Consider the following 22,680-nt stretch of genomic DNA (forward strand, 5'->3'; position numbering starts at 1 on the left):
CACCAGCCCGAGGAGCGCCCCGAATGAGCCTGACCCTGAGGACCATCAGCCGAGAGCAGCATCTGGCGTATATCCAGAGCCTGCCCGCGGCGAGCCACATGCAGGTCCCGGCCTGGGCAGACGTCAAGGCCGAGTGGCGTTCCGAGAGCATGGGCTGGTTCGACGAGCGCACCGGCGAGATGGTCGGTGCGGGTCTTGTGCTGTACCGCCAGCTTCCCAAGATCAAGCGGTATCTCGCGTACCTCCCCGAGGGTCCGGTCATCAACTGGTACGCGCCCAATCTCGACGACTGGCTGCGCCCGATGCTCGCGCACCTGAAGCACCAGGGCGCCTTCTCGGTGAAGATGGGTCCGCCGGTCATCATCCGGCGCTGGGAGGCCGCTTCGATCAAGAAGGGCATCCAGGACCCGGACGTGAAGCGCCTGCGCGACATCGAAGCGGATTTCATCGAGCCCCGCGCCTTCGAGGTCGCCGACAAGCTGCGCCGCATGGGCTGGCAGCAGGGCGAGGACGGCGGCGCCGGCTTCGGCGACGTCCAGCCGCGCTACGTCTTCCAGGTGCCGCTCGCGAACCGCTCCCTGGAAGAGGTCCACAAGAACTTCAACCAGCTGTGGCGCCGCAACATCAAGAAGGCCGAGAAGGCTGGTGTCGAGGTCGTCCAGGGCGGTTACCAGGACCTCGCCGAGTGGCAGCGCCTGTACGAGATCACGGCCGTGCGCGACCACTTCCGGCCGCGTCCGCTCTCGTACTTCCAGCGCATGTGGACGGCTCTCAACTCCGAGGACCCCAACCGCATGCGGCTGTACTTCGCGCGCCACAACGGGGTGAACCTGTCGGCGGCGACGATGCTCGTCGTCGGCGGGCACGTCTGGTACTCCTACGGCGCCTCCGACAACATCGGGCGCGAGGTCCGGCCCTCGAACGCGATGCAGTGGCGGATGCTGCGAGACGCCTACGCGCTCGGCGCCACCGTCTACGACCTGCGCGGCATCAGCGACTCGCTCGACGAGACCGACCACCTCTTCGGCCTGATCCAGTTCAAGGTCGGCACGGGTGGCGAGGCCGCCGAGTACCTCGGCGAGTGGGACTTCCCGCTCAACAAGCTGCTGCACAAGGCGCTCGACATCTACATGTCGCGGCGCTGACCGTGGGCCGGGAACGGCGCCTCCAGCGGCCCGCCCCGGCGCACCCCGCTCCGCTTTCGCCGCGGACCCGGCACAATTCACGTAGCTCCAAAGTTCTTTCATACCTCTGATACACCGCAGCCACGAGAAAGGTTCCGGGACCGGGCCATGGCGCTCACGCTCTACGTCGACACCGCGCGCTGGCGGGCACACCACAAGCACGTGCTCGATCAGTTTCCGGGGCTCGTACCCGTCTGCAAGGGAAACGGTTACGGCTTCGGCCACGAACGGCTCGCGGAGGAGGCCACCCGCCTCGGCTCCGACATCCTCGCCGTCGGGACCACCTATGAGGCCGCTCGCATCAAGGATTGGTTCAGCGGTGATCTGCTGGTCCTGACGCCGTTCCGACGCGGTGAAGAACCGGTTCCGCTGCCCGACCGCGTCATTCGCTCCGTCTCCTCCGTCGACGGTGTCCACGGCCTCGTCGGCGCCCGCGTCGTCATCGAGGTCATGTCCTCGATGAAGCGGCACGGCGTGACCGAGCAGGACCTGCCGCAGCTCGCCCACGCCATCCAGGACGTGCGCCTGGAGGGTTTCGCGATCCACCTGCCGCTGGACCGCACCGACGGCTCAGACGCCGTCGAGGAGGTCATCGGCTGGATGGACCGGCTGCGTGCGGCACGGCTGCCGCTGCACACCATGTTCGTGAGCCACCTCAAGGCCGAGGAGCTTGCGCGCCTGCAGCAGCAGTTCCCGCAGACCCGCTTCCGCGCGCGGATCGGCACGCGGCTGTGGCTGGGCGACCACGAGGCGACCGAGTACCGCGGCGCGGTCCTGGACGTCACGCGCGTCGCGAAGGGCGACCGGTTCGGCTACCGGCAGCAGAAGGCGGCCTCCGACGGCTGGCTCGTGGTCGTCGCGGGCGGCACGTCGCACGGGGTCGGACTGGAGGCCCCCAAGGCGCTGCACGGCGTCATGCCGCGCGCCAAGGGCGTCGCCCGCGCCGGCCTCGCGACGGTCAACCGGAACCTCGCGCCATTCGTCTGGTCCGGCAAGCAGCGCTGGTTCGCCGAGCCACCGCACATGCAGGTGTCGATCCTCTTCGTGCCCTCGGACGCCGCCGAGCCGCACGTGGGCGAGGAACTGGTGGCCCACCTGCGGCACACCACCACGCAGTTCGACCGGCTCGTGGACCGCTGAGTCCGCAAACGACACTGGTCTACGGGAAGGGGCCAGGCACCCAGTGGGTGCCTGGCCCCTTCCCGTAGACCTCAAGGCTTATGTTCGCTCACAGCGAACTGCCCGGGTCCTTGCCCCAGCTCACCGGTGGCGGCAGCTCATCGTCGTGGCCCGCGTGCCGCGGGGGATGGGCCGCGTAGCCGAGCACGAAGACGTCCTCGGCGCCGTCGAGCACACCGCCCGAGGGATCGTCCTCACCTCCGCGGCGCACCACGTCCCGGTCGGGCATCCAGATGTCGCGCACGATGACGGCGCACAGGTACAGCGTGCCCAGGAGGTGGGCGGCGATCGCCAGCTGGTAGCCCTCGGTCGGCAGGCCCTGGTGCTTGTCGCCGCTGGTCGTGTACGCGAGGTACAGCCAGATCCCCAGGAAGTACGCGACCTCGCACGCCTGCCAGATGAGGAAGTCGCGCCATTTGGGCCGCGCCAGCGCCGCGAGCGGGATCAGCCACAGTACGTACTGCGGCGAGTAGACCTTGTTGGTGAGGATGAAGGCGGCGACGACCAGGAACGCCAGCTGCGCGAAGCGCGGGCGGCGCGGTGCGGTCAGCGTGAGGCCCGCGACGCCGAGGCACGCCAGCACCATCAGGGCGGTGGCCAGGGTGTTGACGACCTCCGTGTTGAGCGGCGTGTCCATGTGCTGGGAGATGATCAGCCAGAAGGAGCCGAAGTCGACGCCGCGTTCCTGGCTGAACGTGTAGAACTTCGACCAGCCGTCGGGCGCCAGCAGCATCACCGGAACGTTCACGACGAGCCAGGCCAGGATCGCGCCGCCGGTCGCGACGCCGAACGCCCGCCACTTTCCGGCCCGCCAGCACAGCACGAGCAGCGGGCCGAGCAGCAGGACGGGGTAGAGCTTGGCGGCGGTGGCGAGACCGAGGAGCACCCCGAAGGCGAGGGCACGCCCTCGGGACCACATCAGCATCGCGGCCGCTGTGAGCGCCACTGCGAAGAGATCCCAGTTGATCGTGGCGGTCAGCGCGAACGCGGGCGCGAGAGCGACGAGAAGCCCGTCCCAGGGCCGCCGACGGTGGGTCCGGGTGACGCAGACGGCGATGACCACGGCGCAGATCATCAGCATCCCGGCGTTGACCATCCAGTACACCTGTTCCTGGTGCTGGATGCTGCCGCTGCCGGGGGTCAGCCATGAGGCGACCTCCATGAACACACCGGTCAGGACCGGGTACTCGAGGTAATCCATGTCGCCGGGCAGCTTGTCGAAGTACGGCACGAGGCCGTCGGCGAATCCACGGCCCTGGTAGAGGTGCGGGATGTCCGAGTAGCAGGCGTGCGTGTACTGGGAGCTCGCTCCGAAGAACCACGATCCGTCGTAGCAGGGAAACTTCTGGATCATCCCGAGCGCGAACATGCCGAGCATCACCAACGCGATGACGCGTACCGGCGACCACCATGAACGGCCGAGGAGCGCCCGTACGCCGAGGGGTCCACCGATGAACTCGCTGCCGGCCGCCGCGACCTCGTCCTCCCTTGTCGGCCGCACCGGCTCCGGCTCAGGCCGGCTCATACGCGTCGTCTCTGCACTGGGCATGCCGCACATCCTGCCGTACGTCGCTGAGAACGGGGCGAGGGCCGCCGCACCTGGTTCGGTGCGACGGCCCTCGTCAGTCGTGGAACACGCTGCGTTTCACGTGAAACACGCTGCGCAAGCGGTGGCCCGGCTGCTAACCGGTCCCTCCGAAGAGGCCCCCGCCGTTCTGATTGCCTCTGTCGGTTCCCTCGGTCGGATCCGGCGAGGTTCCGCCGTCCGTCGCCCCTCCGTCAGTGGCCCCTCCGTCGGAGGTGCCGCCGCCATCGGAGGTACCGCCGTCCGTCGTCCCTCCGTCGTTCCCGCACGTCCAGTCCGTCCACTTGTTGCAGGTCTCGCTGGTGGTCGGCGTCGGGCTCGTACTCGGGGTCGTCTGGGTCGGGGTCGGTTCGGCCGACTTCGTCTCGGTCGGGGTGGGCTCCACCGAAGGGGTCGGCGTCGGGGTCGGCGTCGGGGTGCCGACGATCTCGCCGAGCTTCTCGGGCTTGGGGAATCCCTTGTGGTCCACGCCCTTGAGGGCCTCGGACATGTAGTCCCGCCAGATCTGCGCCGGGATGTCACCACCGTGAATGGAGGTCACACCACCCGTTCCGTTCATGGACAGCAGATTCTTTCCATTGGACCGAGGGTCGGTACGGAACAGCGTGACGGCCGTCGAGAGTTCCGGGGTGTAGCCCACGAACCAGGCCGACTTGTTCTCGTCCGTCGTACCGGTCTTGCCGGCGACAGGGAACCCGATGTCCGCCACCTTCTCCTTGGCCGTACCGTTCTTCACCACGTTCTGCAGGACGTCGGTGACGTTGTCCGCCACAGCGGACTCCATCGCCTGAGTCGGCTCGGGCTTCTTGAAACCGGGAAGCTCGGCGCCGTTCTTGTCCACGGCCTTGGTCACGGAGTACGGCTCGTAGTGCGTGCCGGACGTGGCGAACGACCCGTAGGCGTCCGCCATGCGAATGGCGCTCGGCGTAGACGTACCCAGGGAGAAGGACGCGTTGTTCAAGTTGCCCTGGTCGAAGCTGGACTCCAGAATGCCCGTCTTCTTGGCGAGCTCCCGCGTCTTGTCCAGGCCCACGTCGATGCCGAGCTGGACGAACGGTGAGTTGACCGACTGCTCCATGGCCTTGCGCAGAGTGATGTTGCCCCACGCCTTGGTGCCCTCGTTCTTCTGCCGGAACGGCGTGCCGTTGGCCGCTCGGATGGGATCACCGTTGCGGTCCTTGATCACGATGAGGTCATTGCCGTTGTACAGACTCATCGGAGAGATCGGCTTCCCGTCCGACTTGTACGTGCCGTACTCCATAGCCGAGGCGAGGACGAAGGGCTTCCACGTCGAGCCGACCGGCACACCGGCGGTGTTGGCGTTGTTCGTGTAGTGGTCCTTGTCGTACCCAGCGCCCCCGTACAGCGCCACGATCTTGCCGGTGTTCGGCTCCACCGAACCGGCGCCGAACTGCACGTACTTGTCCTTGGCGCGCTTCTTGGGATCGAGGAAGCTGTCCTCGGTGGCCTTGACCGCCTTCTGCAGTTCTTCGACCTTCTTCTTGTTGAAGGTCGTGTAGATCTTGTAGCCGCCCATCTCCAGGGCCTCGGGCGTGATATGGCTCTGCTTGGTGACGTAGTCCTTGGCGATGTCCACCAGGTAGCCCGTCTGACCCGAGAGAGCCGACTTCTGCTTCTTGATCTCCGGGAAGCCCTTCAGGCTGCTGCGCTCAGCCGTGGACATGTTCCCGACCTCGACCTCGCGGTCCGCGATCCACTTCCAGCGCGACTCGGCACGCGCCTTGTTGGCGGCGGGCGTCGCAGCCTCGCCGATGCCGCCGTCGGGGTTGTAGAGGTTCGGCCCCTTGAGCACCGAGGCGAGGAAGATGCTCTGCTCCGGCGTGAGGTCGCGGGACTCCGTGTCGAAATAGGCGCGCGCGGCAGCCTGGATTCCATAGGCGTTGCGACCGAAATATGCGGTGTTGAGGTATCCCTTGAGGATGTCGTCCTTGTCGACCGTCGCCCCGACCTTCACCGAGATGAAGAGCTCCTTGGCCTTGCGGGAGAGCGACTGGGACTGGTCGTTCAGCATCGCGTTCTTCACGTACTGCTGGGTGATGGTCGAGCCGCCCTGCGTCTGACCGCCCCGCGCCATGTTGAACATCGCACGTGCGATACCCATCGGGTCGACGCCGGAGTCCTCGTAGAACGAGGCGTTCTCGGCCGAGATCACGGCATTGCGCATGGACTTCGGGATCTCGTCCAACGGCACGATCTGGCGGTTCTGCTTGCCACCGGTCGCGGCCATCTGTGTGCCGTCGTCCCAGTAGAAGACGTTCGACTGCGCCTGGGCGGCCTCCGCCTCGACCGGCACGGACACGACCAGCAGGCCGACGCCGAACGCGCCGATCCCCAGAAGCATGAAGCCGAAGCAGGTACCGGCGACCTGCTTCCACGACGGCATCCAGCGCCGCCAGCCGTACTTGTTCGCGCGCGGGTAGTCGATGAACCGCTTCTTCTCCGGACCACGGCCCCTGCCGCGTCCGGGCCCGCTCGGTCCACCCGGGCCGCCGCCACCGCGACGTCCCCCTCCGCCGGCGCCACCGCGCCCGGCGCCGCCCTCGGCGGCCCTGCGCCGCCCACCACCACGCTGCGCGGCGCGGCGGGCCTCTGCCCGTCCTCCCCAAGCTTGATCGTCACCCTGGCTGCCGTACGAACCCGAGGAACTCGGGGTCTCGTAGGAACCGGAGGGCGACGCGGTGCTGCCGCGCGGTGCCGCACGGCGGCCCGACGGTTCTCCTGACGCTCCGCGACGGGCCGCGGCGCGCCCGCCCTGCGGCTGCGGCGGTTTGCGACGGTGCTCGCTCATCGAACGATTACTCCTCGGGCAGGCGCGGCCTCGCGCGCCTGGAAACGGCGTCTGGTGTCCGGTCCCCCCGACGTACGGATGCGCCGTTCCCGGCACTCACCCGCACTGCACCCGGGACAACGACGCCCCCAGGCATCACATGGTTCCCGGTGGTCTGCATGGCGGACAGACTACGCACCGTCAAAACCCTCCGAGGACCGAAGTTCACCCCAAAACAGGCAAGTTGCTTTCTATGAATCATCGATGTGACGCCGTTCACCGTGATCCCTCTTGTCGCAGTCGTAGAGCCGTTCTATCGTCGAGATGTATCGAGCCGATACATCAGCACGACATAAAGAGTCGATACATGGGCCCGCGACAGTGAGGAGGCGACGATGAGCCGGCGCTCCGGCATCCTTGAGTTCGCCGTACTCGGACTGCTCCGCGAATCCCCGATGCACGGCTATGAGCTGCGCAAACGACTCAATACGTCGCTGGGGGTCTTCCGCGCCTTCAGCTACGGAACGCTGTACCCCTGCCTCAAGACGCTGGTCGCGAACGGCTGGTTGATCGAGGAACCGGGCGCCGGTCCCGCCGACACTCCCGCCGCACTCACGGGACGTCGAGCCAAGATCGTCTACCGGCTGACGGCAGAAGGTAAGGAGCACTTCGAGGAGCTGCTCTCACAGACCGGCCCCGACGCCTACGAGGACGAGCACTTCGCCGCGCGATTCGCCTTCTTCGGGCAGACGTCACGCGATGTGCGCATGCGCGTCCTCGAGGGCCGTCGAAGCCGTCTGGAGGAGCGTCTCGAGAAGATGCGCCTCTCCTTCGCCCGCACCCGGGAGCGCCTGGACGACTACACACTCGAGCTGCAGCGACACGGCATGGAGTCCGTGGAGCGCGAAGTGCGCTGGCTGAACGAGCTCATCGAGAGCGAGCGCGCGGGCCGTGACCAGCGAAGGTCAGGCCCGGGGGGCGCAGCTCAGCAGGACATTTCTGGAGAGACGGGCGGCCTGCCCCGGCACCGGGACAGCACCCGGCCGGATCCGTCCGACGACACCGCCACGTGAAGTCCGCTCAGGACTTCACCAGTACACACAGGGAGCAACCGGAATGGGTTCGGTTCGCGTAGCCATCGTTGGCGTGGGCAACTGCGCCGCCTCGCTGGTGCAGGGCGTCGAGTTCTACAAGGACGCTGACCCGGAGACCAAGGTCCCCGGCCTCATGCACGTCCAGTTCGGCGAGTACCACGTCGGCGACGTCGAGTTCGTCGCCGCGTTCGACGTCGACGCGAAGAAGGTCGGCCTGGACCTCGCGGACGCCATCGGCGCCTCCGAGAACAACACCATCAAGATCTGCGACGTCCCGAACACCGGCGTCCAGGTCCAGCGCGGCCACACCCTCGACGGGCTCGGCAAGTACTACCGCGAGACGATCGAGGAGTCCGCCGAGGCCCCGGTCGACGTCGTCCAGGTCCTCAAGGACCAGCAGGTCGACGTCCTCGTCTGCTACCTGCCCGTGGGCTCCGAGGACGCGGCGAAGTTCTACGCCCAGTGCGCCATCGACGCCAAGGTCGCCTTCGTCAACGCCCTCCCGGTCTTCATCGCCGGCACCAAGGAGTGGGCGGACAAGTTCACCGAGGCGGGCGTCCCGATCGTCGGCGACGACATCAAGTCGCAGGTCGGCGCCACCATCACGCACCGCGTGATGGCGAAGCTGTTCGAGGACCGCGGTGTCCGTCTTGAGCGCACCATGCAGCTCAACGTCGGCGGCAACATGGACTTCAAGAACATGCTCGAGCGCGACCGCCTCGAGTCGAAGAAGATCTCGAAGACGCAGGCCGTCACCTCGCAGATCCGTGACCGCGAGCTCGGCGAGAAGAACGTCCACATCGGCCCGTCCGACTACGTCGCGTGGCTCGACGACCGCAAGTGGGCCTACGTCCGCCTCGAGGGCCGCGCCTTCGGTGAGGTTCCGCTGAACCTCGAGTACAAGCTCGAGGTCTGGGACTCCCCGAACTCCGCAGGTGTCATCATCGACGCCCTGCGCGCCGCGAAGATCGCCAAGGACCGCGGCATCGGAGGCCCGATCCTCTCCGCGTCCTCGTACTTCATGAAGTCCCCGCCGGTTCAGTACTTCGACGACGAGGCCTTCGAGAACGTCGAGAAGTTCATCAAGGGCGAGGTCGAGCGCTGACCTTCCTCCTGCGGCGCTGTTTCACGTGAAACAGCGCCTGCCTGAGGCTTTCACCGCTTCTTCAGGCCCCCGGATCGCACCCATCGTGCACCCGGGGGCCTTCCTTGTGTGAGGCTGTGACCATGGCTGTCGTCCGTGATCTGCGCGTCCTGCTGCGCCTGCGCGATTTCCGGCGTCTGCTCGCGGTACGCCTGCTTTCCCAGGGCGCGGACGGCGTGTACCAGGTCGCGCTCGCCACCTACGTCGTCTTCTCCCCGGAGAACCAGACGACGCCCACCGCCATCGCCTCCGCGATGGCCGTCCTGCTGCTGCCGTACTCCCTCGTGGGCCCCTTCGCGGGCGTCCTCCTCGACCGCTGGCGCCGCCGCCAGGTCTTCTTCTACGGCAACCTCCTGCGGGTGCTGCTGGCCTCCGCGACGGCCGCCCTCATGCTGAGCCACGCGCCCGACTGGCTCTTCTACGCCTCCGCCCTCTGCGTCACCGCGGTCAACCGCTTCGTCCTGGCCGGGCTGTCGGCCGCGCTGCCACGCGTCGTGGACGCCGACCGCCTCGTCACCGCCAATGCGCTCTCCCCGACGGCCGGCACGCTCGCCGCGACGCTCGGAGGCGGCCTCGCCTTCGTCGTCCGGCTCGTGGGCTCTGACTCGGACGCGGCGGTCGTCCTCCTCGGCGCGGCTCTCTACCTCTGCGCCGCACTCGCCTCCCTCCGCATGGGCATACAGCTCCTCGGACCGGAGCGCGACCTGATACAGCCCCGCCTCGGAGCCGCCCTGGCCGGCACCGCACGCGACCTCCTCGCGGGTGTACGTCATCTGATGTCCCGGCGGCCCGCGGCGCGCGCTCTGGCCGCCATGACGGTGATGCGGTTCTGCTACGGCGCCCTGCTCGTCATGGTGCTCATGCTGTGCCGTTACGCGTGGTCGTCGACGGAGTCCGAGGGGCTGGCCCTGCTCGGCCTCGCGATGGGCGTCTCCGGCGCGGGGTTCTTCGTCGCGGCGGTCCTCACACCTGCGGCTGCCGGACGCTTCGGAGCGGGCGGCTGGATCGTGGTCTGCGCCGGGGTGGCGTCCGTCCTGGAGCTGGCTCTCGGGCTGCCCTTCGCACCGGTCCCCACCTTGGTGGCCGCCTTCGTGCTGGGGCTCACCACGCAGGGAGCGAAGATCGCCACCGACACGGTCGTGCAGTCCTCGGTGGACGACGGTTTCCGCGGCCGGATCTTCTCCGTCTACGACGTGCTCTTCAACATGTCCTTCGTCGGCGCGGCGGGCGTAGCGGCGCTGATGCTGCCACCCGACGGCCGCTCCGTCCCTCTGGTGGTGTTCATTGCGGCGCTCTATGGGGCGGTGGCGCTCGGCGTGGCCCGTTTCCGTGCACCAGCGAAAGACACGGCCTAAAACTGGCCTAGGGCCGGCCCCCAGCGCGTCAGGGCGGTGTTTCACGTCGACCTCTGTTTCGCGTGAAACTCCGCCCACACCGGCCAACGCCTCGGGCTCTGTTTCACGTGAAACAGAGCCCGAGGCGTTGATCGTGTCTCAGTCCTGCGGTTGGGCAGCCCACCACTCCTTGAGGGCCGCCGCTGCCGCGTCCTGCTCCATCGGGCCGTTCTCCAAGCGCAACTCGAGCAGGAACTTGTACGCCTGGCCGATCACCGGGCCCGGCCGTACACCCAGGATCTCCATGATCTGGTTGCCGTCGAGGTCCGGGCGGATCGAGTCCAGCTCCTCCTGCTCCTGCAGCCGGGCGATGCGCTCCTCCAGGCCGTCGTAGGCGCGGGACAGGGCGTTCGCCTTGCGCTTGTTGCGGGTCGTGCAGTCGGACCGGGTCAGCTTGTGCAGGCGCTCCAGGAGCGGGCCCGCGTCCCGCACGTAACGACGTACGGCGGAGTCCGTCCACTCGCCGGTGCCGTAGCCGTGGAAGCGCAGATGCAGCTCCACGAGACGGGAGACGTCCTTCACGAGCTCGTTGGAGTACTTCAGCGCGGTCATGCGCTTCTTCGTCATCTTGGCGCCGACCACCTCGTGATGGTGGAAGGAGACGCGGCCGTCCGACTCGAACCGGCGTGTGCGCGGCTTGCCGATGTCGTGCAGCAGGGCCGCGAGGCGCAGCGTCAGGTCGGGACCCTCGGTCTCCAGCGCCATGGCCTGTTCGAGCACGATCAGCGAGTGGTCGTAGACGTCCTTGTGCCGGTGGTGCTCGTCCCGCTCCAGGCGCAGGGCCGGGAGCTCGGGAAGGACGTAGTCGGCCAGGCCGGTGTCGACGAGCAGCGTGAGGCCCTTACGCGGATGGGCCGAGAGCAGGAGCTTGTTCAGCTCGTCCCGGATCCGCTCCGCCGAGACGATCTCGATCCGGCCGGCCATCGCCTTCATCGCGGCGATCACATCGGCGTCCACCTCGAAGTCGAGCTGGGCGGCGAAGCGGGCGGCGCGCATCATGCGCAGCGGGTCGTCGGAGAAGGACTCCTCAGGCGTGCCGGGCGTGCGCAGGACGCGCGCCGCCAGATCCTCGAGGCCCCCGTGCGGGTCGATGAAGTCCTTCTCCGGCAGCGCGACGGCCATCGCGTTCACGGTGAAGTCGCGGCGGACAAGGTCTTCCTCGATGGAGTCGCCGTAGGACACCTCGGGCTTGCGCGAGGTGCGGTCGTACGCCTCCGAGCGGTAGGTGGTGACCTCCACCTGGAAGCTCTGCTCGACGTCATCGACGCGCGCTTCCTTCTGGCAGCCGACGGTGCCGAAGGCGATCCCGACCTCCCACACCGCGTCGGCCCACGGCCGGACGATCTTCAGTACGTCCTCGGGGCGTGCGTCGGTGGTGAAGTCCAGGTCGTTGCCGAGCCGGCCGAGCAGCGCGTCCCGGACCGAACCGCCGACCAGGGCGAGAGAGAACCCGGCCTCCTGAAATCGGCGGGCAAGGTCGTCTGCGACGGGTGAGACCCGCAGCAGCTCGCTCACCGCGAGGCGCTGGACCTGGCTGAGGGCGCTGGGGTTGTCTTCATTGGCGTTCGGCACAACAGGACAGGGTACGTGGCCCACCGCGCCCGGACCGAACCGTTTGGCGGGGCCGCCGCAGGACCACCGGAGCGGCCCCCTACCCTGGCTCCACGATCTTGTGGAGCAGACCGTGGCACTCAGCCACAGGGCTCCTCGTTACCATGCGTGGACACATCTGCGACCACTGACGACGACGAGGGACGGACGAGCGCGTGGCCGAGGCGGCAGACTACCCAGGGATGAGTCCCTCACCTGCCCGCCGCCTGCTGCGGCGCACCGGCGCTCTGCTCGCAGCGGCGCCGCTCCTGGCCGCGCTGCCCCTCCTGCCCGGTGCCGCCCCCGCGTCCGCGCACACGGCGACGTCCGCGGCGGCGGCCGCCACCGGCACGAAGACGGTCGACGTGGCCGTGAACCAGCTGTCGCCCGTCGCACCGTCCGCAGGGGACACCCTCACGATCCGCGGCAAGGTCACCAACAAGGGCAAGCAGACCGTGACCGACGCCCACGTGGGTCTGCGCGTCGGTACCTCCTACGGCGGGCGTTCGGCGATCGACGACGCCGCCAGGAGCGGCACCGGAGGCGCGCCCGACGGCACGGAGGTCGCGAGCAAGTACGCCCAGAAGTTCGCGAAGCTGGCGCCCGGCGCCACGCAGGACTTCGCGCTGTCCGTACCGGTCAAGGAGCTGCATCTGGGCGCCGACGGCGTCTACCAGATCAGCGCCGCCCTCATGGGCCAGACCGCCGCCGCCCCGTACCAGCAGACGCTCGGCATCCAGCGGACCTTCCTGCCCTGGCAGCCCGGCCGGGCCGACACCCGGACCAGGACCACCGTCCTGTGGCCTCTGATCTCCGACACCCACCTCACCGCCGAGACCGGCACCAGCGAGCAGCAGACGCCCGTCTTCAACGACGACAGCCTCGCGCGGCAGATCGGCCCCGGCGGCCGTCTCCAGCAGATGCTGGCGCTCGGCGACGACCTCGACGTCACCTGGGTGATCGACCCCGACCTGCTGGCCTCGGTCGACGCGATGACGGACACGTACACGATCAAGGGCGCCGACGGGAAGTTCACGCCCGGCGAGGACCAGGCGGTCGCCAAGGAGTGGCTGCGGGACCTGCAGAAGGCCGTCCAGGGGCAGAAGGTGGTCACGCTCCCGTTCGCCGATCCGGACCTGGCGTCCCTCGCGCACACCGGCACGAAGGTGTCCGGTTCCCTCGGCCACCTCAAGGACGCCACGGACGCGGCCGTGTACACCGTGGACACGATCCTGCACGCGAAGGCCGACACGTCGTACGCGTGGCCCGCCGAGGGCGCCGTCGATCCGGACATCGTCAAGGTCGCCACTTCCGCGGGCGCCAACAAGATCATCGCGCGCAGCGACACCTTCCAGGAGACGGGCGACCTGACGTACACGCCGTCCGCGGCGCGCCCCATCGGCGGTGGCGCGACGGCCGTGGTCGCCGACGCCCGGCTTTCGACCGCGTTCGAGGGCGACATGTCACGCGCCGAGAACTCCGCGCTCGCCGTCCAGGAGTTCCTCGCCCAGAGCCTCATGCTGACCCGGCAGACGGACAAGCAGCGCAATGTCGTGGTGGCGCCCCAGCGGATGCCCACGACGAGCCAGGCCCACGCGATGGCCCAGGCGGTGCACGCGCTGCAGGACGGCACCTGGTCCCAGCCGCAGAGCCTGGCGGCCACGACCAGCGCTGAGCCGGACCCCGGCGCGACCACGCGTGTCCCCTCCACCCGGTCCTACCCCTCGTCCCTGCGCAAGCAGGAACTGTCGCAGTCGGCGTTCGAGAAGATCCAGAGCACCCAGAACGATCTGGAGAACTTCAAAACCGTCCTCACCGACCGGTCCCGGGTCGTGACGCCGTTCGGCCGCTCGATGGACCGCGAGATGTCCACGGCATGGCGGGGCAGGGCCACGGCCTCCGAGTCCTTCCGCGAAGGCGTCTCGGCGTACCTCTCCGACAGCGCCGGCCAGGTCGCGCTGATCGAGAAGTCCCGGGTACGGCTCTCGGGGCGCAGCGCGACCATTCCGGTCTCCGTGCAGAACAACCTGTGGCAGGACGTCGACCATCTGGTTCTGCGCCTCACCTCGGCCAACGGCACGCGCCTGCGGATCGGTGACGGCGTGTCCGAGGACAAGGCGGTCAAGATCGCGAGCGGGCACAGCCAGTCCGTGAAGTTCACCACCACGGCCAAGGCCACGGGCCCCATCACGGTCTACGCCCAGCTGTACACCGAGGACAACCAGCCCTACGGCCACCGGATGGAGTTCAAGGTCGACGCCACCGAGATCACGCCCACCGTGATGCTCGTCATCGGCGGCGGCGTCCTCCTCCTCGTCCTGGCCGGATTCCGGATGTACACGCAGCGCAAGCGCACCGCCGCCGCCCAGCTGGAAGAGGGCGGACCGCAGGACGCGACCGCCGGTTCCGCCGAGCCGGCGCAGGACGGGCCGCAGGACGAATCGGGTCCGAGTGCGCGGGCGGATGTCCCGCAGCAGCCGAGTGACCCGACGGCTGACACCGCTTCGGAAAGCGCGGCCCCGTCGGGCACGGGTGAGAGAGTGGACCGTTGAGCGATGTCGTGGCCGGTGGGCCGGGGACGATGAGGTGGGGTATCCATGAACGCGCCGTACAACGGTGACCGTGGTCAGGGCTCGGGCGGCTCTGCCTCGGGCGATGGCCACCCGTACGACCCCCACGGGTCCGGCGGCCAGGTGCCGCCGCCCCAGCCCGCCCCCGACGGCTACGGGCAGGACGCGTACCTCCAGGACGCGTACGCCCAGGACCCGTACCGGGCGCACGACCTCTCCGCCCAGGACCCGGTGACCGAGGCGCTGTACGACCGGGCCGCGCACCCGCCGCCGCCCCCCGGTAGCTACGAGGCGCCGCAGCCGCTGTACGCGCCGCCGCCCGCGAACCAGTACCAGCCGGACCCCCGTGTCTGGGCGCAGACGCCCGCGCCGGAGCCGGAGGGCCCCTCGCAGTACCTGCCGTACGGCGACGACGCGCGGACGACCCAGTTCGTCGGTGTCGACGACCTCGTGACGCAGGCCGGCGAGGAGCGCCACGAGCCCGACGCCTTCGCCCACCTCTTCCGCGACCAGCAGCCCGGCTACCGCGGCGGTCGCGCCCCGGCCGAGCAGCCCGTCGACGACCCGACCACGTTCCTCGGCCAGGCACCGCTCCAGACGCCTCCGCCACCGGCCCCCGCCCCCGCTGCCGCCCCGAAGAAGGCCGGCCGCGCGTCGAGCCTGATGAAGTCGAGCGCGGTGATGGCGGCGGGCACGCTCGTCTCCCGACTCACCGGCTTCGTCCGCACCATGGTCATCACCGCGGCCCTGGGCGCCGGACTCCTCGGCGACACCTGGACCGTCGCCTACACCCTGCCGACGATGATCTACATCCTGACCGTCGGCGGCGGCCTGAACTCCGTCTTCGTGCCCCAGCTGGTGCGCGCCATGAAGGAGGACGACGACGGCGGCGAGGCGTACGCCAACCGCCTGCTCACTCTCGTGATCATGGCCCTCGCGGTGATCGTGGCGGTCGTCGTCTTCGCCGCGCCCTTGCTGATCAACCTGATGTCGAGCACCGTCTCGGACAACCCCGCCGCGGACAGCGTCGGCGTCACCTTCGCCCGCTACTGCCTGCCCACGATCTTCTTCATGGGCGTGCACGTGGTCATGGGCCAGATCCTGAACGCCCGCGGGAAGTTCGGCGCGATGATGTGGACCCCGGTCCTCAACAACATCGTCATGATCTTCACGTTCGGCATGTTCATCTGGGTCTACGGCACCGCGTCCGAGACCCACATGGACGTCACCACGATCCCGCCGGACGGCGTGCGCCTCCTCGGCATCGGCACCCTCCTCGGCCTGACCGTGCAGGCCCTCGCGATGATCCCGTACCTTCGCGAGACCGGCTTCCGCTTCCGCCTCCGCTTCGACTGGAGGGGCCACGGCCTCGGCAAGGCCGTCAAGCTCGCCAAGTGGACCGTGCTGTTCGTCCTCGCCAACCAGGCGGGCGTCATCGTCGTCACCCAGCTCGCGACCTCCGCAGGCGAGGCCGCGGACATGCCGGGCAGCGGCATCATGGGCTACTCCAACGCTCAGCTGATCTGGGGCATGCCGCAGGCCATCATCACCGTCTCGGTCATGGCCGCCATGCTGCCGCGCATCTCGCGTGCCGCCCACGACAACGACCCGGGCGCGGTCCGCGACGACATCTCCTCGGGCCTGCGCACCTCGGCCGTGGCGATCGTCCCGGTGGCCTTCATGTTCGTCGCGCTCGGCGTCCCGATGTGCACCCTGCTCTTCGGCTCCAGCGGCATCGGCGCGGCGAAGTCGATGGGCTACATCCTGATGGCGTTCGGCCTCGGCCTCATCCCGTTCTCCGTGCAGTACGTGGTGCTGCGCGGCTTCTACGCGTACGAGGACACCCGCACGCCCTTCTACAACACGGTCATCGTCGCCGCGGTCAACGCCGCCGCGTCGGCCCTGTGCTACCTGATCCTGCCCGCCCGCTGGGCGGTCGTCGGCATGGCCTTCTCGTACGGACTCGCGTACGCGATCGGCGTCGGGGTCGCCTGGCAGCGGCTGCGCAAGCGGCTCGGCGGCGACCTGGACGGCGCGAACGTCGTGCGGACGTACGCCCGCCTCTGCCTGGCCTCCGTGCCCGCGGCGATCATCGGTGGCGGGATCGGGTACGCGCTCACCATGGTCCTCGGCCATGGCGCGCTCGGATCGATCGCGGCGCTGGTCGTCGGCGGTGTCGCCCTGCTCGGTGCCTTCTACGTGGCCGCACGGAAGATGCGGATCGAGGAGCTCAATTCGATGGTCGGTATGGTCCGTGGACGTCTCGGACGCTGAGAGGACCGGGATCGCGCACAACCTTCGGCGACCACCGTGTGTCGTGCATAGCGTCGGACTGTGGGCACAATTGGCTTGGGCGTCGGAGTGAGTGCAACGAATGGGGAGGCAGGAACGACGGTGGCGGAACGGAGCACGGCTGCCGTCGACGTGGCCGACAACGGCGGGGACGAACCGCTGACCGCCGGTGCGGACAAGGCGGAGCAGGCCACGGCCGACGGGGTGGCCGACATCTCGAAGCGAGACACCACGGCACGTGAGGAACCCGCGGACACCGCGGAGACGGGGACCCACGTGAGCCCTCGCACGTCCTCACCGCCCGAGCTGCACAGCGGCCACAAGCTCGCCAGACGCTACCGGCTCGAAGAATGCGTCACTCGTCTGGACGGTTTCAGCAGCTGGCGTGCGGTGGACGAGAAACTCCGCCGCGCCGTCGGCGTACACCTGCTGCCCGCCGACCACCCGCGAGCGCGCTCGGTACTCGCCGCGGCCCGCTCGTCGGCGCTGCTCGGCGACCCCCGCTTCGTCCAGGTCCTGGACGCGGTCGAGGAGAACGACCTCGTTTACGTCGTCCACGAATGGCTGCCCGACGCCACCGAGCTCACCGCGCTGCTCGCGGTCAGCTCTCTGGAGGCGCACGACGCCTACCAGATGGTCAGCCAGATCTCCTTCGCCATGGCCGCAGCCCACCGCGAGGGACTCGCCCACCTCCGGCTCACCCCCAGCGCCGTCCTGCGCACCTCCACGGGTCAGTGGCGCATCCGCGGCCTCGCCGTGAACGCCGCGCTGCGCGGCATCAGCTCCGACACCCCGCAGCGCACCGACACCGAGGCGATCGGCGCGCTCCTGTATGCCGCCCTGACCCAGCGCTGGCCGTACGAGAACGATGCCTACGGCCTGTCCGGGCTCCCCAAGGGCGTCGGCCTCATCGCCCCCGACCAGGTGCGCGCCGGCGTCCACCGCGGCCTCGCAGAGCTCGCCATGCGCGCGCTCGCCAACGACGGGGCGACAGCGTCCCGCCAGGAACCGCCGTGCACAACGCCGGAGGACCTGGTGAAGGCGATCGGCGAGATGCCCAAGATCCGTCCGCCGGAGCCCGCCTTCGCGGCGCCCCCGGAGTACCAACGGACGACGTACCAACAGGACCCGTTCGGCCGCCCCGCCAGTCCCGGCGTCACCCAGCCCGTCCCGGCCCCGCCGCTCCCGCTGCAGAGCCGCACCGGCAAGGCCCTCAAGTGGGCCGTGTCGGCGCTGCTCATCGCCGCGCTCGGGCTGGGGAGCTGGCAGCTGGCGGATGCCCTGATGAACCGGAGCGACGGTTCGGACAAGACTGAGCACACCCAGACGACGGACAACAGCGTCAAGGGGCCGACGAAGCCGTCGTCCGCACCCGTCTCCATCAGCGCGGCGCAGGACTTCGATCCGTTCGGCGACAACTCGGAGAAGCCGGCTGACATAGGCAAGGCCTACGACGGTGATCCGGACTCGTACTGGCAGACGGACTTCTACAAGGGCGCCGAGTTCGGGAATCTCAAGCCGGGGCTGGGGATAGTGCTCGACCTCGGCAAGTCGCAGAACGTGGGGAAGGTGACCGTCTCCTTCGTCGGGGACACCACCGTCGAACTCCGTGCGGCTGCCGGTGACGCGAGTACGCGGCCCACGTCCTTCAGCGCGTTCCAGGAGTGCGGGAAGGGTTCGGGCACCAGCGTCACGATCCGCCCGGACAAGGCGCTCAAATCCCGGTACCTGCTGGTCTGGCTGACCAAGCTTCCTCTCACCGAGGAGGGCACGTACCGCGGCCGGGTGAAGGACATCAAGATCACCAGCTGACCCGTCCCGACCACAGTGGCTGAGGGGACCGCGCCCCTCAGCCGCACGCACCGGCGGATGCCTGCGCTCCGGGACCGCTACGCCCCGGATCCGTCCTGTGGCATTCTGACGATCGGTTCACGCGTTTGGGTTATGGTCGCCTCCCCTACGGACTCGGGGACACGCATGGAAAGCCGGTCGATGCATTCCGAGCTCTTGGATGCCGAGCTCCTCGCCCGCCATGTCGCGGGGGACGAAGACGCTTTCGGCGAGATCGTCCGCCGCCACCGTGACCGGCTCTGGGCCGTGGCCCTGCGGACCCTGGGGGATCGTGAGGAAGCCGCCGACGCCGTGCAGGACGCCCTGGTCTCCGCCTACCGCGCCGCGCACACCTTTCAGGGCCAGTCCGCCGTGACGACCTGGCTGCACCGCATCACCGTCAACGCCTGCCTGGATCGGGCCCGCAAGGTGGCCTCCCGTAAGACCTCGCCCGTGGACGACACCGAGCGCCTCGACCAGCTCCTGGAGCCGCACGAGTCCGCCGCCGCAGCCGCCGAGCGCAACGACCTCCACCGTGAGCTCCTGACCGCTCTGCGATCGCTGCCGGCCGACCAGCGGGCCGCTCTCGTCCTCGTCGACATGCAGGGCTACCCGGTCGCCGAGGCCGCCCGGGTACTCGACGTCCCCGTCGGCACCGTCAAGAGTCGCTGCGCACGCGGCAGAGCCAGACTCCTGCCGCTCCTGACCCACCTCCGTACGGACGGCGACGGCCCGGCGGCCGATGAGAATCCACCTCCCGCGAGGAACCGGACGCGGGGGACATCCGTCCCACCGGCAGCAGAGCCTCGGGACGAGGCAGGACCACAAGATTCGGCTGCGGTGAAGGGCGGAGGTGGGCGCGGGTGACATCCACGACCGATACGGCGGAACACCCGGAGGTCGACGAGATCTCCGACCTCGCCGAGGGACTGCTGCCCGCTTCCCGCACCGCCGATCTCCGACGGCACCTCGATGGCTGCACGTTGTGCGCCGACGTCTACGCCTCTCTGGAAGAGATCCGCGGCCTCCTCGGTACGCCTCCGCTGTCAGGGCCGTCTCACATGCCTGACGACGTGGCCGGACGCATCGACGCGGCACTGGCCGCGGAAGCGCTCCTGGGCAGCCTGGCCCCCGAGACCGCGGACGCGAGCGGGGAGACGGAGACGGAGACCGCCGAGGAGACGGACAAGGACGCCCACGACGCGACCGTCGACCCCGTTTCACGTGAAACAACGACCGCGTCCGCCCCCCGTTCCACGGACCGCCCCTCCGGTCGCCCCCGCGCCGCCGCCGGCCCAGGGCGCAAGCCCCGCGCTAGCCGTCGCCGCACAGGCGCCGCTCTCGGCGCGGTCCTGACCGTCGCCGCGCTGGGCGTAGGCGCGCTTCTCCTGCAGAACGGAGACGGAACACCGACAGCGGAGAAGAGCGGCCCCGTCGACACCTTCGCCGACAGCTCCCTGGATGCGAAGGTCTCGGAGCTGCTCGGTGCAAGCAAGGAAAGCGCCGCGCCCCTCGCCACGGAGGCTCCTTCTTTCGGGACGCAGGAGAGCAGCCCAAAGGCACCGAAGACGCTCACCGCCCCCAAGCGGGCCGTCACCGTGCCGGCCTGCGTGCAACTGGGAACGCACCGCAATGAGGACCCGCTGGCGGCGGAGAAGGGCACATACGAAGGGAAGAGCGCCTACCTCGTCGTGCTGCCCCACAAGAGCGACCCGGCGCACCGCGTCACGGCGTTCATCGTGGACTCGGCATGTCTGAAGGATAAGTCGCCCGAGGGCGAGCTGCTGTACACCCACGACTACGACCGCGGCTGACGGGCACCCGAACGCAACCCCGACGTGCGCCCGGACACGTCGGGAATGCACGCCCCGTAGGATCCGTTGGGTGGGGTGAGAGTCCTGAGAAGAGGCTCCCCCGGCAGTACGCAGCAGTCCCGCAGAGACGAGGAAACAAGCCGTGAGCGACGTCCGTAACGTGATCATCATCGGCTCCGGGCCCGCCGGCTACACGGCGGCGCTCTACACCGCGCGCGCGTCGCTGAAGCCACTCGTGTTCGAGGGCGCGGTCACCGCCGGTGGCGCGCTGATGAACACGACCGAGGTGGAGAACTTCCCCGGCTTCCAGGACGGCATCATGGGCCCCGAGCTCATGGACAACATGCGCGGCCAGGCCGAGCGCTTCGGCGCCGAGCTCGTGCCCGACGACGTCGTGGCCGTCGACCTGACCGGCGAGATCAAGACCGTGACGGACACCGCGGGCACCGTGCACCGCGCGCGGGCCGTCATCGTCACCACCGGATCCCAGCACCGCAAGCTCGGCCTGCCCAACGAGGACGCGCTGTCCGGCCGCGGCGTCTCCTGGTGCGCCACCTGCGACGGGTTCTTCTTCAAGGACCAGGACATCGCCGTGATCGGCGGCGGCGACACCGCGATGGAGGAGGCCACCTTCCTGTCGCGCTTCGCCAAGTCCGTGACGATCGTCCACCGCCGCGACACTCTGCGCGCCTCCAAGGCGATGCAGGAGCGCGCGTTCGCGGACCCGAAGATCAAGTTCGTCTGGGACAGCGAGGTCGCCGAGATCAAGGGTGACCCGAAGCTCGCCGGCCTGACGCTGCGCAACCTGAAGACGGGTGAGACGTCGGAGCTGCCCGTGACCGGCCTCTTCATCGCCATCGGTCACGACCCGCGGACGGAGCTCTTCAAGGGCCAGCTCGACCTGGACGACGAGGGCTACCTGCGGGTGCAGGCCCCGTCGACGCGGACCAACCTGACCGGTGTCTTCGGCGCCGGTGACGTCGTGGACCACACCTACCGCCAGGCGATCACGGCGGCCGGTACCGGCTGCTCCGCCGCTCTCGACGCCGAGCGCTTCCTCGCCGCGCTCTCCGACGGTGAGGCTCCCGAGCCCGAGAAGACGCCGACCAGCGTCTGATCCCGTACTTCCACCCCGCAACCCCCCGAGGAAAATGAGGAGCCCGCTGTGGCCGGCAACCTGAAGAACGTGACGGACGCTTCCTTCGACGAGGACGTCCTGAAGAGCAACAAGCCCGTGCTGGTCGACTTCTGGGCCGCTTGGTGCGGTCCGTGCCGCCAGATCGCCCCCTCGCTCGAGGCCATCGCCTCCGAGTACGGCGACAAGATCGAGGTCGTCAAGCTCAACATCGACGAGAACCCGGCCATCGCCGCCAAGTACGGCGTCATGTCGATCCCGACCCTGAACGTCTACCAGGGTGGCGAGGTCGCCAAGACCATCGTCGGCGCCAAGCCGAAGGCCGCCATCGTGCGCGACCTCGAGGACTTCATCGGCGAGTAAGTACGCCGACGCTGTTTCACGTGAAACACGAAGGGCCAACCCATCCGGGTTGGCCCTTCGTCTTGCCCGGAGCGGTCACAACGGCCGCAGCGCCGGCTCCTTCTGCACCGCACCCAGAAGTCGGTCCAGTGCCATCTCCACATCCTCTTTCCAGGAGAGCGTCGTCCGCAGATCCAGGCGCAGCCGCGGATACGAGGGGTGCGGCCGTACGGTCTTGAAGCCCACGGCCAGCAAGTGATCGGCGGGCAGCAGACAGGCGGTCTCCTTCCCCTGGGCATCGCCGAACGCCTCGATCGCCTTGAAGCCGCGCCGCAAAAGGTCCTTGGCGACGGTCTGGACGATGACGCGGCCCAGCCCCTGTCCCCGATAGCCAGGGGTGATCCAAGCCGTCATCAGCTGGACAGCATCGGGGGCGACCGGGCTCGTGGGAAACGCGGTGGACCGCGGCACGTAGGCGGGGGGCGCGTAGAGCACGTAGCCGACCGGGGCGTCATCGACGTAGACGACGCGGCCGCAGGACCCCCACTCCAGCAGAACGCTGGAGATCCAGGCTTCCTTCTCCAGCTCCGGAGTACCGGCTCTTACCGCGGCCTGACCGCTGACCGGGTCCAGCTCCCAGAAGACACACGACCGGCAACGCTCGGGAAGGTCCGGAAGGTTGTCCAGCGTGAGCGGTACGAGCCGACGCCCCATGAAGGCTGATCCTCGCTTCCTTCGC

16 protein-coding genes are annotated in these 22,680 nt (G+C 68.9%); 12 read left to right on the forward strand and 4 right to left on the reverse strand.

Annotated elements, in window-relative coordinates; translation table 11 throughout:
* Positions 1-23: 23 nt before the first annotated feature.
* Both femX and N5I75_RS27610 read left to right on the forward strand, forming a co-directional pair.
* On the forward strand, positions 24-1,145 hold the full coding sequence (gene femX / locus N5I75_RS27605; RefSeq protein ID WP_476681693.1) for a peptidoglycan bridge formation glycyltransferase FemX: 1,122 nt from the start codon (positions 24-26) through the stop codon (positions 1,143-1,145).
* A 147-nt stretch (positions 1,146-1,292) separates the two neighbouring features.
* Complete coding sequence (locus tag N5I75_RS27610) at positions 1,293-2,324, forward strand: alanine racemase (RefSeq protein ID WP_476681695.1); 1,032 nt, start codon at positions 1,293-1,295, stop codon at positions 2,322-2,324.
* 88 nt (positions 2,325-2,412) lie between these two features.
* On the opposite strand, the gene N5I75_RS27615 is transcribed toward N5I75_RS27610, so the two are convergent.
* Both N5I75_RS27615 and N5I75_RS27620 read right to left on the reverse strand, forming a co-directional pair.
* Positions 2,413-3,921 (reverse strand): glycosyltransferase family 87 protein, encoded by a 1,509-nt coding sequence (locus N5I75_RS27615; protein WP_476681697.1) that lies wholly within the window; start codon positions 3,919-3,921, stop codon positions 2,413-2,415.
* Between the two features lie 124 nt (positions 3,922-4,045).
* The gene (locus tag N5I75_RS27620; RefSeq protein ID WP_476681699.1) at positions 4,046-6,757 is read right to left on the reverse strand and encodes a transglycosylase domain-containing protein; all 2,712 of its coding nucleotides are present in this window, start codon (positions 6,755-6,757) and stop codon (positions 4,046-4,048) included.
* A gap of 374 nt (positions 6,758-7,131) precedes the next feature.
* On the opposite strand from N5I75_RS27620, the gene N5I75_RS27625 reads away from it, so the two are divergent.
* From N5I75_RS27625 to N5I75_RS27635, 3 genes are all read left to right on the forward strand, one after another.
* The gene (locus tag N5I75_RS27625; RefSeq protein WP_476681701.1) at positions 7,132-7,809 is read left to right on the forward strand and encodes a PadR family transcriptional regulator; all 678 of its coding nucleotides are present in this window, start codon (positions 7,132-7,134) and stop codon (positions 7,807-7,809) included.
* Positions 7,810-7,852: 43 nt separating this feature from the next.
* Positions 7,853-8,935 carry an inositol-3-phosphate synthase gene (locus tag N5I75_RS27630; protein ID WP_476681703.1) on the forward strand — a complete coding sequence of 361 codons (1,083 nt, stop codon included), beginning with the start codon at positions 7,853-7,855 and terminating at the stop codon, positions 8,933-8,935.
* 122 nt (positions 8,936-9,057) lie between these two features.
* Positions 9,058-10,329, forward strand: coding sequence for an MFS transporter (locus N5I75_RS27635; protein WP_476681705.1), 1,272 nt, complete (start codon positions 9,058-9,060; stop codon positions 10,327-10,329).
* A 138-nt stretch (positions 10,330-10,467) separates the two neighbouring features.
* Here the strand turns inward: N5I75_RS27635 and N5I75_RS27640 are convergent, their stop codons facing one another.
* Entirely contained in the window at positions 10,468-11,940 is a 1,473-nt protein-coding gene (locus N5I75_RS27640) for a CCA tRNA nucleotidyltransferase (protein ID WP_476681707.1), read from the reverse strand.
* Positions 11,941-12,161: 221 nt separating this feature from the next.
* Between N5I75_RS27640 and N5I75_RS27645 the strand changes: the two genes are divergently transcribed.
* The 7 genes from N5I75_RS27645 to trxA all read left to right on the forward strand — a co-directional run bounded on the left by N5I75_RS27645 (position 12,162) and on the right by trxA (position 21,962).
* A complete protein-coding gene (locus N5I75_RS27645) occupies positions 12,162-14,510 on the forward strand; it encodes a DUF6049 family protein (RefSeq protein ID WP_476681709.1) in 2,349 nt (782 codons plus the stop codon).
* Positions 14,511-14,555: 45 nt separating this feature from the next.
* Positions 14,556-16,802 (forward strand): murein biosynthesis integral membrane protein MurJ, encoded by a 2,247-nt coding sequence (gene murJ / locus N5I75_RS27650; protein ID WP_476681711.1) that lies wholly within the window; start codon positions 14,556-14,558, stop codon positions 16,800-16,802.
* Positions 16,803-16,922: 120 nt separating this feature from the next.
* Complete coding sequence (locus N5I75_RS27655; RefSeq protein WP_476681713.1) at positions 16,923-18,632, forward strand: protein kinase family protein; 1,710 nt, start codon at positions 16,923-16,925, stop codon at positions 18,630-18,632.
* 180 nt (positions 18,633-18,812) lie between these two features.
* On the forward strand, positions 18,813-19,517 hold the full coding sequence (gene sigM / locus N5I75_RS27660; protein ID WP_476681715.1) for an RNA polymerase sigma factor SigM: 705 nt from the start codon (positions 18,813-18,815) through the stop codon (positions 19,515-19,517).
* Positions 19,514-20,464: an anti-sigma factor gene (locus N5I75_RS27665; protein ID WP_476681717.1), complete on the forward strand. Its 951-nt coding sequence runs from the start codon at positions 19,514-19,516 to the stop codon at positions 20,462-20,464. Before sigM ends, N5I75_RS27665 begins: the two co-directional genes overlap by 4 nt.
* A 142-nt stretch (positions 20,465-20,606) precedes the next feature.
* A complete protein-coding gene (trxB, locus tag N5I75_RS27670; RefSeq protein WP_476681719.1) occupies positions 20,607-21,581 on the forward strand; it encodes a thioredoxin-disulfide reductase in 975 nt (324 codons plus the stop codon).
* Positions 21,582-21,629: 48 nt separating this feature from the next.
* Positions 21,630-21,962: a thioredoxin gene (trxA, locus tag N5I75_RS27675; protein ID WP_394432361.1), complete on the forward strand. Its 333-nt coding sequence runs from the start codon at positions 21,630-21,632 to the stop codon at positions 21,960-21,962.
* Positions 21,963-22,037: 75 nt separating this feature from the next.
* Here trxA and N5I75_RS27680 read toward each other — a convergent pair whose 3' ends face one another.
* Positions 22,038-22,655 (reverse strand): GNAT family N-acetyltransferase, encoded by a 618-nt coding sequence (locus N5I75_RS27680; RefSeq protein ID WP_476681721.1) that lies wholly within the window; start codon positions 22,653-22,655, stop codon positions 22,038-22,040.
* Positions 22,656-22,680: the final 25 nt, after the last annotated feature.

This window comes from Streptomyces sp. R818, assembly GCF_056172735.1.